Source organism: Cloacibacterium sp. DMC96, assembly GCF_056313765.1.
Genome location: NZ_JBQUZQ010000001.1, coordinates 1,176,114 through 1,189,606 on the forward strand (window position 1 = coordinate 1,176,114; position 13,493 = coordinate 1,189,606).

At 32.2% G+C, this 13,493-nt stretch carries 10 protein-coding genes; 6 read left to right on the plus strand and 4 right to left on the minus strand.

Translation table 11 applies throughout. The features are described from left to right. Window positions 1–5: 5 nt before the first annotated feature. From galE to ACT53I_RS05255, 3 genes are read right to left on the minus strand one after another with little or no spacing between them, the layout of a single operon-like run. On the minus strand, window positions 6–1,025 hold the full coding sequence (galE, locus tag ACT53I_RS05245; protein WP_476078756.1) for a UDP-glucose 4-epimerase GalE: 1,020 nt from the start codon (window positions 1,023–1,025) through the stop codon (window positions 6–8). Window positions 1,026–1,034: 9 nt separating this feature from the next. Further along, window positions 1,035–1,637, minus strand: a complete 603-nt coding sequence (locus ACT53I_RS05250) for a hypothetical protein (RefSeq protein ID WP_476078757.1) — start codon at window positions 1,635–1,637, stop codon at window positions 1,035–1,037. A gap of 1 nt (window position 1,638) precedes the next feature. After that, window positions 1,639–2,763 (minus strand): DegT/DnrJ/EryC1/StrS family aminotransferase, encoded by a 1,125-nt coding sequence (locus tag ACT53I_RS05255; protein ID WP_476078758.1) that lies wholly within the window; start codon window positions 2,761–2,763, stop codon window positions 1,639–1,641. A 122-nt stretch (window positions 2,764–2,885) separates the two neighbouring features. Here ACT53I_RS05255 and ACT53I_RS05260 point away from each other — a divergent pair, with 122 nt between their 5' ends. Then, window positions 2,886–4,694: a S8 family peptidase gene (locus ACT53I_RS05260; RefSeq protein WP_476078759.1), complete on the plus strand. Its 1,809-nt coding sequence runs from the start codon at window positions 2,886–2,888 to the stop codon at window positions 4,692–4,694. 216 nt (window positions 4,695–4,910) lie between these two features. Then, window positions 4,911–6,611, plus strand: a complete 1,701-nt coding sequence (locus ACT53I_RS05265; protein ID WP_476078760.1) for a S8 family serine peptidase — start codon at window positions 4,911–4,913, stop codon at window positions 6,609–6,611. 76 nt (window positions 6,612–6,687) lie between these two features. Here ACT53I_RS05265 and ACT53I_RS05270 read toward each other — a convergent pair whose 3' ends face one another. After that, on the minus strand, window positions 6,688–9,234 hold the full coding sequence (locus ACT53I_RS05270) for a phosphoenolpyruvate carboxylase (protein WP_476078761.1): 2,547 nt from the start codon (window positions 9,232–9,234) through the stop codon (window positions 6,688–6,690). 124 nt (window positions 9,235–9,358) lie between these two features. Between ACT53I_RS05270 and ACT53I_RS05275 the strand changes: the two genes are divergently transcribed. The 4 genes from ACT53I_RS05275 (at window position 9,359) to ACT53I_RS05290 (ending at window position 13,490) form a co-directional block, all read left to right on the plus strand. After that, window positions 9,359–10,522 (plus strand): iron-containing alcohol dehydrogenase, encoded by a 1,164-nt coding sequence (locus ACT53I_RS05275; protein WP_476078762.1) that lies wholly within the window; start codon window positions 9,359–9,361, stop codon window positions 10,520–10,522. A gap of 129 nt (window positions 10,523–10,651) precedes the next feature. Then, window positions 10,652–11,341, plus strand: a complete 690-nt coding sequence (locus ACT53I_RS05280) for a T9SS type A sorting domain-containing protein (RefSeq protein ID WP_476078763.1) — start codon at window positions 10,652–10,654, stop codon at window positions 11,339–11,341. A gap of 73 nt (window positions 11,342–11,414) precedes the next feature. After that, window positions 11,415–12,785 (plus strand): aminotransferase class V-fold PLP-dependent enzyme, encoded by a 1,371-nt coding sequence (locus ACT53I_RS05285; RefSeq protein WP_476078764.1) that lies wholly within the window; start codon window positions 11,415–11,417, stop codon window positions 12,783–12,785. Window positions 12,786–12,830: 45 nt separating this feature from the next. Beyond that, entirely contained in the window at window positions 12,831–13,490 is a 660-nt protein-coding gene (locus ACT53I_RS05290) for a GDSL-type esterase/lipase family protein (protein ID WP_476078765.1), read from the plus strand. Window positions 13,491–13,493: the final 3 nt, after the last annotated feature.

A 13,493-nucleotide genomic window follows, 5' to 3' on the forward strand; every position in this document is an offset into this window, starting at 1 on the left:
GTTTTTTAAATTTCTCTGGTTTCTAAATATTTTTGCCATTGCCAAACGGTTCTGAGTGCTTCTTCTAATGAAGTTTCAGATTTCCAACCGAGTTCTTTTTCAGCTTTATCAGCATTAGCATAAGCGATGGTAATGTCTCCTGCTCTTCTTTCACAAATTTGGTAAGGAACAGCTACATCATTGGCTTTTTCAAAAGCATGAACCACTTCTAAAACTGAACTTCCTTTTCCTGTTCCCAAATTATAAATATCTACCAGCGTGTCGCTGGACTCATTTATTAACTTTTGCAAAGCTTTTACATGTGCTTTTGCCAAATCTACTACATAAATATAGTCTCTGATTGCAGTTCCATCTTCAGTTTCATAATCATTTCCCCAAACCGAAAGTTTCTCACGAACTCCAGCTGCAGTTTGCATTACATAAGGAACTAAATTATTCGGAATTCCGATAGGCAATTCTCCTAATTTTGCTGATGGATGCGCTCCAATTGGATTGAAATACCTCAACAAAGTCACTTTTTTCTGATGAGCGGTTGCAAAATCTTTCAGAATTTCTTCGCCCATTTGTTTCGTTTTCCCGTATGAAGATTCTGGCAATTTCAGAGGTGTATTTTCATCGATTGGCATTTTATCGGCTTGTCCGTAAACCGTACAACTAGAACTGAAAATAAAATTAGAAATATTTCTTTCTTTCATTTCTTGCAAAAGATTTAGGAGCGAAAACAGATTATTTTCGTAATAATCAATTGGCTTTACCTGAGATTCACCCACCGCTTTATACGCTGCAAAATGAATACAACCTTCAATTTTGTGAGCATCAAAAACTTGTTTCAGTAATTCCTTTCTTTTTAAATCAAAAGGATAGAAAATAGGTTTTTTGCCAGTGATTTCTTCTATATTTTTAAGAATAAATCTTTCGGTATTGGATAAATCATCAATGATGACTACTTCAAAATTATTGTTGAGAAGTTCCACCACAGTATGAGAACCTATATATCCTAATCCGCCTGTTACGAGTATTGTCATTTTTTCAAATTAAAATTTGTCATTAAAATATCCAACATTATTCTTTTGAGCATTTTCAATGTCTCTTATTGGTATTTTAGAATTATTTTGAGTATTAAAAGTTGAAATATAAAAAATTAAAATTTTAGAGTAATTCGTTAATAAATCATTAAATACATAATACTTACCTACTTTTTGGACAGAAGAATGTTCTGGTTTTTCTTTCCATTTAAAATCAGCTGTAAAACCATTGAGAGAAACATGAGTATCATAAATTTGCAAAACTTTATTTTCATCAAAATATAACTCTCTCTTAATTAATAAACTGTGAAAAATTGAAACTTTTTTACTTTCAATGAATATAAAAGTCTTAGGATGATTTTCTTTATTTGCTTTAAAATAATTGTCAATCTTATCATCAATCTTTGAATCTAAAGTATAATCATCTAAAGAATTACCTCCTATAGAGCCATACATAATTAAGAATAGTAAAACAAATATTATTGCAATATAAAACCCTTGACTCTGTTTAATTTTTTTGAAAATATAAATAGAAATAAGAATAGAAGCTGCAAATGATAAAATTGCAATAATTAAATTTGATAAAATTATTAAATCTATTCTATTCATCATCCTATTTCATGAATTCCAATACAGAATCAGTAATAAACTTCAATTGCTCCTCTTCTAATTCTGTGTGCATTGGCAAAGAAATCACTTGGTCTAATAATTTATCTGTGTTAACAAAATCCGCATCATTAGACTCTTGGTAATAGGCTTTTTGCTTTCTCAAAGCCACTGGGTAATAAATCATCGCTGGAATTTCTTTTTCGGCTAAAAACGCTTGTAATTCGTTTCTTTTTCCGTTCAAAATTCTGAGTGTATATTGATGGAAAACGTGAGTAGAGTTTTCTGATCTTTTCGGGGTTAAAATATTTGGATGATTCGCAAAAGCTTTGTCATAATAATCTGCCGCACTTCTTCTTGCAGCATTATAAGAATCCAAAAGCGGAAGTTTCACTCTTAGAACCGCAGCTTGAACACTGTCTAATCTAGAATTTACACCTACTTCGTCGTGATAATAACGTTTGTACATTCCGTGGTTTACAATTCCACGCATTTTGTACGCTAATTCGTCATCATTGGTAAAAATAGCACCACCATCTCCGTAACAACCTAAATTTTTAGATGGGAAGAAACTTGTGGTACCAATAGTTCCCATAGTTCCAGATTTTTTTACTGTACCATCAGAAAAAGTATAATCTGCACCAATTCCTTGACAATTGTCTTCTACTACGAATAAATTATGCTCTTTTGCTACTTCTAAAACGGCTTCCATATTAGCACATTGTCCGAACAAATGCACAGGAATAATCGCTTTCGTTTTTGGAGTAATCGCAGCTTTTAATTTTTCAATATCAATATTGAAAGTATCATAATCTACATCTACTAAAACTGATTTTAATTTTAAAAGATGAACCACTTCTACCGTTGCCGCAAAAGTGAAATCCGCAGTAATAACCTCATCACCAGGTTGCAAATCTAGCGCCATCAAAGCGATTTGTAACGCATCTGTACCATTAGCACAAGGAATCACATGTTTTACACCAAGATATTGCTCTAATTCTTTTTGAAAATTCTGAACTTCTGGACCATTAATGAATTGTGCACTTTGCATCACATTGAGCACTTTTTCGTCTACTTCATTTTTTATTTTTTGATACTGACTTTGTAAGTCAACCATTTGGATTTTTTTCATTTCTAAAAATTTTAGCAAAAATACGGAATAAAAGCGATTTCCGGTTTATTGAACACATAAAAAAATTAAACACCAAATGAATTATTAATCAAAACGTTATTATTAAAAATGATTTAAAACACATGAAAAATCCTTTATTTGTGGCTTTTTTTAAGAAAAACTTTAATATCTTCGCTGAAAATAAGTCTAATAATATGAAGAAATTACTACTCCCCGTTTTATTATTTCTAAGTTCGTTAGGTTTTGCTCAAACTACTGAGTATGCCTTTGTTTTTTTCAAAGACAAGCCTAATAAAGCTAGCTTCTACGCTAATCCACTCTCTGAATTAACTCAGAAATCATTGGATAGAAGAAACAACTTAGGAATCGCCTTAAATGACACTGATGCTCCTCTAGAAAACACGTACGTAGAAGATGTAAGAACTACTTTAGGATTAACCAAAGTGAAAAGTAAATCTAAATGGTTAAATGGTGTAGCTGTAGAAATTACACCGGCTCAGAAAACTACTCTACTCGCAAAACCATATGTCCTAAAAATTGAAAGTTTTGCAAAAAATACTACAATACTAAAACAAAACAAACCGCTTGAAACTAAGAAAAAATTCGATGACGAATTTATTTTTGATGACAAAAACTTTAGTTCTGATGTTTCAGCAAAAATCAATGCGTTACAAACCACTTACAATTATGGTAATGCAGACGCTCAAATCACACAAGTAAATATTAAACCGCTCCATATTAACAACTACACCGGAACAGGAGTAGCAATTGCAATATTAGATAGTGGATTTCCTTATGTGAATACTGGTAAAGCTTACCAATCTTTATTTACAGGAAGTAGAGTGAAAGATGTTTACAATTTCATCAGTGATAATACAGATGTTTATAACACTTCACTTCATCCACATGGAGCAAACGTTCTAGGAATTATTGGTGGATATCTTTATGCACCTACTGCTTCACCATCTACAAATAGATATTATGTAGGAGCTGCACCTACTGCTGATTTCTACCTTTATGCCACAGAAGACGCTTACGGAAATAGTGGAAATGACTATCCAGAAGAAGAAATGAATTTTGTGATGGGATTAGAAAGAGCAGATAAAATGGGTGTAGATATCGCAACTGCTTCATTAGGTTATCAAGATTTTGGTGATGATAGATATGATTATGCATATACGGATATGAATGGTGTAAAAGCATTTACATCTAGAGCTTGTAATTTTGCAGTAGATAAAGGTATCATTGTGATGATTGCTCAGGGAAACAATGGAGCTTCAACTACTTATAAATATTTAAATACTCCTGCAGACAGTCCAAAAGTATTTTCTATTGGCGCAGTAGATTCTACGGGTGCATCCTCTACATTTACTTCTTATGGACCTAATGCAAATAATGTAGTAAAACCGGATGCTTCAGCTAGAGGAACATCAACATATTACCCTGTTAGTTCATATACATCAGGAACATCTGCCGCAGTATCATTCGGAAATGGAACTTCATATGCTACTCCTATTGCTACTGGTGGTTTAGCTTGCATTTTACAAGCTTTACCAAAAACAACAAACAGAACGCATATTAAAAATAAAATGAGAGAAACCGCCTCTACTTATCCTACTTATGATTATTTAAAAGGCTATGGAATCTTAAACTTTAATAATGCATTAACAGCAATTAGTACTTCTACACTCTCTACGGAAGAAATTAAAAAAATAGAAATTAAAATCTATCCTAATCCTACAAAAAACAGTTTCAATATTTCCACACAAGATAATATCCAAAATTTAGAATTGTATGATGAGTCTGGAAGAAAAATTAAAGATTTACCTATTTCTAAAACACAAAATATAGATAATTTGAATAGTGGAATTTATTACATTAAAATTAAAACCAATAACACAACTCAAGTAGAAAAAATTATTAAAGAATAATAAAAATACCTTTTACAATAAAAAAGCTCTCAGAATTCTGAGGGCTTTTTTTTGTAAATAATTATGAATGTGACAATTAAGATTTTATTTAATGAAAAATAAATATTAAATACATCTTATTTTTAAATTATATTCGTAGAATAACAATTATCAGTATAATATTCATTTTTTATAGCATTTATTTTTATTATATTTATAATATCAAAACCTATATAAATGAAAAGAATCTTAACTACTTGTCTTATTGCGACTTGCTTATTTTCAAATGCGCAAACTACCACTACAAACACTACAGAATACGTCTTTGTTTACTTCAAAGACAAGCCTAACAAGACAAGTTTCTACAGTAATCCTTTATCTGAACTTACCCAAAAGGCTTTAGATAGAAGAGCAAATTTAGGAATCGCTTTAGATGATAGAGACGCTCCGCTAGAAACTACCTATTTAGACGATGTAAAAACTACTTTAGGATTAACCAAAATTAAGGACAAATCTAAATGGTTAAATGGTGTAGCTGTCACCATTAATACCACACAAAAAGATCTACTTCTTGCTAAACCTTATGTACTAAAAATTGAAAGTTTTGCTAAAAACAATGCTATCATAGCTAAAGTAAAACAAGAAAAAAACAATAAATTCCCGGAAGAATTTTTAGTCGATGAAGCCGAATCAAAAAATCAAAAAGTCACTGTAACTTACAATTATGGAAGTTCTTCTACTCAATCTGATATTTCTAATATTAAACCGCTTCACGTAGCCAATTACACTGGGAAAGGTATTGCGATTGCAATCTTAGATAGCGGATTCCCAAAAGCAAATACTCTTAATGCATTTGCTACCATTAGAAACTCTGGAAGAATAAAAGACATTTACAATTTCATTAGCGATAACACAGATGTTTATAATACAGCACTCAATAGCCATGGAACAAACGTATTTGGAATCATTGGCGCATATATTAACACCAGTTCATATAAATATGTAGGCGCAGCTCCAGATGCAGATTTTTATCTTTATGCCACAGAAGATGCTTATGGAAATAATGGAAACGACTATCCTGCTGAAGAAATGAACTTTATTCAAGGATTAGAAAGAGCAGATAAAATGGGGGTAGACATTGCCACCGCTTCATTAGGTTATCAAGCTTTCGGAGATACTAGATACAACTACACTTATGCAGATATGAACGGTACCAAAAGTTTTGTAGCGAGAGGTGCAAACATTGCTGTAGAAAAAGGTATTATGGTACTAAATGCTTCTGGAAACAATGGGGCGAGTACTACCTACAAATATATCAATACACCTTCAGACAGTGATAAAGTAATTTCTATTGGCGCAGTAGATAAAAACAAAGTAGTTTCTACTTTCACTTCTTATGGACCAAACGCTCTTGGTCAAATTAGACCAGATGGTGCTGCACAAGGAACCGCAGTATATTATCCTAACCAATCTGGAACGATTTCTTATGGAAACGGAACTTCTTATGCCACTCCTATTGCAGCTGGTGGCTTAGCTTGTATTTTACAAGGAATTTCTAAAAAAACACCTCGTTCTGTAATAAAAAATGCCCTTATTCAAAAAGCTTCTCTTTATCCTTCATACGATAAGAACAACAGAATTGGTTACGGTATTATTAACTTCAATAACGCTTTTACTTTACTTAAAACAAATTATGCAGCAAAAGCAACTCCTAAAAATGAGATTTCTGACATTATTATTTCTTCGAATATCGTTAAAGACCAACTTACCATTTCTACCAACAGTAAAAATGTAACCACGGAGGTTTTTGACATGAACGGAAGAAAGGTTATTTCTGGAAATAAAGTGATTAATACTGCCAATTTACCTAAAGGAATTTACATTCTAAATGTAACTACAGAAACTGGCACTAAAACTGAAAAAATTATCAAAGAATAATTAAAACAAACCCTTAAAAAAGCCTTCAGAAAATCTGAAGGCTTACTTTTTACTTGACTCTTTTTACTTGGCTCTTCTATGCCGAATTCCTACTCGCATTTATATTTCCAAAAAGAGAACGAGTAACCAATTTTTCGAGCACATCTCTATCACCTTCGTTTTTCTGTAATTTCATGAGTGCATACTGCTGAATACTCAACAACGGAAGCACTATTTTTTCTCTAATTTTCACCGATTTTCTTCCTACAGGCTCTTCTTCCATCAAACTATGGAAACCTGTAATTTCGAACATCATTTCTTTAGACAATTCATACTCACTGAACAAAACTTGCCAAAACGCCCCGAATTTAGGATGATTTTTCATGTAATACGTAAGCGGAAAATAAGATTTATTCATCGCCATCATAGAATTAAGCACCAACGTTTTGAAGAAATCAGAATTTCTGAATAAATCTTTTACTTCTTCTATTCTGCCTTCGTCTTTTAATTTTTTAATTGCTGTTCCAAATCCAAAAAATCCTGGTACATTTTGCTTCAGTTGACTCCAACTTCCCACAAAAGGAATCGCTCTTAAATCCTCGAATTTCAATTCATTTCCTGCACCACGTTTACTCGGTCTACTTCCTATATTGGTTTTTCCGTAATATTGAAGCGTACTTATTTCTTGCAAATATGCTACAAACAGTGGATTTTCCTTTAAATCAACATATTTTACATAACTCAATTCTGCTAATTCTTCGATTAAAGTTCTTTCTTTTTCGGTTAAATCTTTTTTGTGATTTTTAAAAACTTCATTCTCGATTCCAGCAGTCAAAAGTTGCTCAAAATTATATTTTGCTTGATCTTTATTTCCAAAAACCGAAGTAATGGTTTGACCTTGAATCGTTAATTCTATTTTGTTATTGGCAATTGTTTTGCCTTGACTTGCGTAGAACTGGTGCGTTTTACCACCACCACGAGCTGGAGGTCCACCTCTACCGTCAAAGAAAATCACTTTTACATCATTCTCTTCAGAAACTTTAGAAAGTCTTTCTTTAGTAGCATAAATTTCCCAATTGGCTTTTAAATAACCACCATCTTTGGTTCCATCAGAAAATCCGAGCATTATCGTTTGTACTTTTTTTCTCTTTGCCAAATGTTTTTGATAAACTTCATCTTTGTATAAATCCTGCATCACTTTTTCTGCATTGGCAAGTCCTTCCATGGTTTCAAAAAGCGGAACAATATCTATGTTGATGTCTTTATCTTCATAACCGCACACTTTAAATAGAGCAAAAACATTCATCACATCTTCTACCGTATCAGAATTAGAAATAATGTAACGGTGAATTCCTCTTTCACCATTTTTCACCTGAATTTCTTTAACATTGATGACACTTTTCAGCGTTTCTCGGATGATTTCATCTTCGAAATCATCAGGATGAGCCAGAATATGTTCAGAAATCAAGATATTTACTTTTTCAGAATTGGTAAGCTTTGCAATATTTTGTTTAGAATATTTCGTTACCAACTCATCTATCACTTTTTGGTGAATTCTGCTGTCTTGACGAATATCCAAAGTTGCAAAGTGAGTTCCAAAAATCTTAACTCGGTCTCTGTAATCTACCAAAATATTGGTAAAAAGTCCATTATGTTGAGTTTTCAGAATATGTTCCGCTTCTGATAAATATTTTAAAATCGTTTCGCTAGAAATAGAATTTTCATTTTTGAAAATATTATTGTACAATTCATTGCTTAGTTTTTCTAAAACTTCTGAAACCCCTCTGAAACTTAATCTTCTCCTTAAATCTTTTAAATGATTGTAATAATTTTTGAGAATAGAATTTCTGAGTTCATTGGCAACTTTTAGCGTAACATCTGCCGTCACAAAAGGATTCCCATCTCTGTCTCCTCCAGGCCAAAAACCTAATTGAAAAACGTCTTGATGTATATCAAAATGTTCACTTCCGAAAGATTGTTTCAGTTTTTTATACAATTCCCCAATTGTGTCATAATACACATATCTCAAGTAAAAAATAATGCTTAATGCTTCATCTAGAGGTGTTGGTCTCTCTTTATTTACAAATGGAGTTTTCCCTAACTGCTGAAGCAAAAGGTCTATTTCATTGATGTCATCTTTTAAAATAGCAGAACGCAAATCATGCAAAATTCTTTGTACAGCATTCGGATAAAATTGTGTAGGATGCGCTGTAAAAACCACTTTTATGGCAAAATCTTCTAACTTTTCGCGAACTTTTCCTAATTTATGTTCTTGCAAAGCTCTTTCATGCAATTGCATTACCGTTCCCGCATCACTTTCTGAATGCAACTGTTGAAAAGCTGCATCTTCTATACTGTCAAAAAGCACCACTTGCCTTTCAATGTATTGAATAATCTTAAAAAGCAGTTCCTGCTTCTGTTCTTCTGTAGTAAGTTCTGTATGTTTTTTGAAGAATTCTTCTACAATTTCTTCTGGAGATTTTCCTTCTTCATAACCATCTCTACTTTCTTCATAAAGAAACGGCAAAAGCATTCCGATGTTGGTCATTTTATCATACGGAAGGCTCATAAACAAGCTGTTATAAATCTGAAATTTATTTTCTACAACCTGACGAAATTTTTCTAAGCGGGCTTCATTAATCATATAACAAAGGTATTAAAAACTCTTTATTTATAGCATATTATTGAAATTTTCAATCTTAAATTTTTATTAATTTTCATCACTTTCGGAATCTTATTTCGTAATTTTGGAAAAAAAATTTATTGATATGTTAAATTTTGAATTTAAAAATCCTACAAAAATTATTTTCGGTAAAGGCGAAATCGCTAAAATTTCTAGAGAAATCCCGAAAACAGAAAAAATATTAGTGCTTTATGGAGGCGGAAGCATTAAAACCAATGGCGTTTACGACCAAGTAAAAACAGCATTAGAAGGTTACAACTGGGAAGAATTCGGAGGAATTCCTGCAAATCCAGAATACGAAGTTTTATTAGAAGCTCTAAAAATCATCAAAGAAAAAAATATCACTTACATGTTAGCAGTAGGTGGTGGCTCTGTAATTGATGGAGTGAAATTCCTTTCTGCTGCAGCTAATTACGAAGGAGAGCCTTGGGATATTTTAAAAAATGGAATCAGAACAGAAGAAGGAAAAGGTTTACCATTTGCTTCTGTACTTACGCTTCCTGCAACAGGTTCTGAAATGAATTCAGGCGCAGTAGTTTCTAGAAGAGAAATCGGTCAAAAATTAGGAATGGGAGGTCCTGGTTTATTCCCACAGTTTTCTATTTTAGATCCGGAAGTAATTCGTTCGATTCCTAAAAAACAAATTGCAAACGGAATTACAGATGCTTACACCCACGTTTTAGAGCAATACATGACCGTAAAAACTTCTGCTACACTTCAAGACCGTTTTGCCGAAAGCATTTTACAAACTTTACAAGAAATTGCTCCAAAAATGATGGATGAAGAATTCCATTATGATTCAGCTGCTAATTTTATGTGGAGTTGTACCATGGCTTTAAACGGATTGATTCAAAAAGGAGTCGTTTCTGACTGGGCAATTCACGGAATTGGTCACGAATTAACTGCTCAATTTGGTATAGACCATGCTAGAACTTTAGCCATTATTGCACCTTCTCATTACCGTTATAATTTTGATGCTAAAAAAGAAAAATTAGCACAATATGCAGAAAGAGTTTGGAATGTAACAGAGGGCACTACTGAAGAAAAGGCGCTGAAAGGAATAGAAAAAATGGAAGCTTTCTTCCAAAGTTTAGGCATAAAAACCAAATTATCTGAGTATACCGAAAACTACCAAGGAACAGCAGAAAAAATTCAAGAAGCTTTTATTGCGAGAAATTGGTTAGCGATTGGCGAAAAAGGTATTGTAAAACCAGAAGATGCTAAAAAAATTGTAGAAATGGCTTATTAATGAACGATAAATCATCTTCTTAAAAAGAATTTAATTATGTTAAAAATCACAGAGAATTCTGTGATTTTTTTTATAACAACCATAAAAATTTGCTAACTTTAATCTTTAAAATTCTTAAAAACGAATACCATGAAAAAACTTCTACTTTTAATAGGAATACTATTCTCCATCAGCTTTTTTGCCCAAAATCCAATGTTATATAGTTATACGTGGCAGATTTCCAAAATATTTTATGCTGGAACAGAATATCCTATTCCAAATCCTACAATTATTCCAGAAGTTCATAAAAACACCACCACGATTTCTTCTTCTGAAATAAAAACTCAGCTGTTTAATACTTCTACTGCTGCCATAAGTTTTACCAGCAATTCTCAAATCACAATTTCTGAAATGGGCGGAACTTTATCTCAAAGTCCAAATCCAGATTTTGACACTTTTGAAAGCAATTATAGAAATATTTTTTCATTAGCTCCCACTCCTAAAGTTTTTGATTATACGATTACTAATATTGGAAATGGAACTTATCAACTATTGCTTACAGATACCAATACAGGAAATAAAGTTTACTATACAGCTACAAATTTATCCGCTAAAACACCAGAAAATAAGAAATTAAACATCTATCCAAATCCTGCAACGGATTTCATTTTTTTGAAAAATATAAAACCCAATTCTTCAGTTAAAATAATAGATACTTTAGGGAAAGTGGTGATGAGTAAAAAGATTACAGAAGATTTCATAGAAATAAAATCTCTACCGAAAGGAACTTACTTTTTAGAAATAGAAGGACTCAAAACTTTAAAATTTATTAAGAATTAATATGCTCAAAATAACTTTCACAAAATCACAGAGAATTCTGTGATTTTTTTTTTATTTTTGAAAAAAAGTAAAAATGAATGCATTAGCAGAGAATAAGACCGTTTTAGCACACAATGATTTCTTCGAAATTCTGAGAAATGTAGAATACAAACGTTTAGATACACACAAGCAAGTTTATCTAGATTTTACCGGAGGAAATCTCTATGCTAAATCACAGATTTTGGAACATCAAGATTTGTTGATCAATAATATTCTCGGCAATCCGCATTCTACCAATCCTACATCTCAATTGTCTACAAAATTGGTAGAAGAAGCGAGACAAAAGGTAATTGACTACTTCAATGCGGAAGATTACTACTGCATTTTTACTCAAAACGCTTCTAATGCATTGAAAATTGTAGGAGAATCCTATCCATTCAACGAAAAATCACATTTTTTACTTCTTGCAGATAACCATAATTCAGTAAATGGAATTCGTCAATTTTGCCTATCAAAAGGCGGAAAAGTTACTTACGCTCCTATCTATTATCAGGATTTAAGAATGGACGAAAATTTCGTGATGGAAAAACTTCAAGAATCTGAAAATTTTGAAAATAAACTCTTCGCTTATCCTGCTCAGTCAAACGTTTCGGGCGTGAAACACGATTTAGGTTGGATTAAAAAAGCACAGGATTTAGGTTGGGATGTTTTACTAGATGCTGCTGCATTTGTTCCAACGAATCAATTGGATTTAAAAGAAGTAAAACCAGATTTTGTATGTGTTTCTTTTTATAAAATTTTTGGTTATCCTACAGGAATTGGTTGCCTTTTGGTAAATAAAGAAAAGTTTAAAAAACTACAAAAACCATGGTTTGCAGGTGGAACCGTAAGTTTGGTTTCGGTGAATGCTATTCATCATTTCTTGATTAATAACCACGAAAGATTCGAAGATGGAACGCTCAATTATTTAGACATTCCTGCGGTAAAAATTGGTTTAGATTATATCGAAAATATCGGAATACAACGCATTAATGAAAGAGTTGCTTCACTTAGAAAATATCTATTCGAAAATTTAGAAAGTTTACAACACGATAATGGTAGAAATTTGATTCAGATTTTCGGTCCAAAAGACCATCAGAATCTTGGAGGAACCATTATTTTAGGTTTTTATAACGAAGAAGGCGTTCGTTATGAATTCGAGCAAATAGAAGAAATGGCAAATCAACATAACATTTCACTTCGTTCAGGTTGTTTCTGCAATCCCGGCATTGACGAGGTTAATAATTGCTTGACAGACAATGAATTAGCAACCTACTACTCTTCTCACGAACAAGGTGATTACAAAGACATGATTAAATTTTTAGGAAAAATGCGTGGCGCAACTAGAATTTCTGTAGGAATTGCCACTACTAAAAATGATATTGATAAACTGATGAATTTCATGAGAGAATTGCTCAATAAATAATTTGGGTTTCCCTAACTTTGAAAAGTTTATCCTAATATTTTTATCATGAAGAATTTTATTAAAATTTCATTCCTCTTTTTTGTATTTATTTTCGGTTCTCTTACTGCTCAAAAAGCAGATTTTTATGATGATATTCAACATTTTAAAAAATTAGATGCAGAAAAAACACCACCAAAAGATGCTATCCTTTTCTTGGGAAGTTCATCTTTTACCATGTGGAAAGACGTAGCAGATTATTTCCCTGATAAAACCATTATCAATAGAGCTTTTGGAGGTTCTAGATTGCTTAATCTAAATTACTATGCCGAAGATTTACTCAATCCTTATCAACCGAAGCAAGTGGTGATTTATTGCGGCGAAAATGACATTGCACATGCCGAAAAACCTTCTGCAAATGAAGTTTTCAAAAGATTTAAACAATTTTATAAAACGGTAAGAGCTCATTATCCAAATGCCAACATCGCTTACCTTTCCATCAAATATTCGCCAAGTAGAGAACAATACTGGCCGACCATGAAGCAAGTGAATAAAAAAATTAAAAACTTCATGAATACTAAGAAAAATGCAGAATTTATAGACATTACAGAAAGTATGAATGATGAAAATGGCAACGTAAGAAAAGACATTTACTTAGAAGACATGCTACACATGAAACCTGAAGGCTATAAAATCTGGACCAAAGTGATGTATCCTTATTTAAAATAAAAA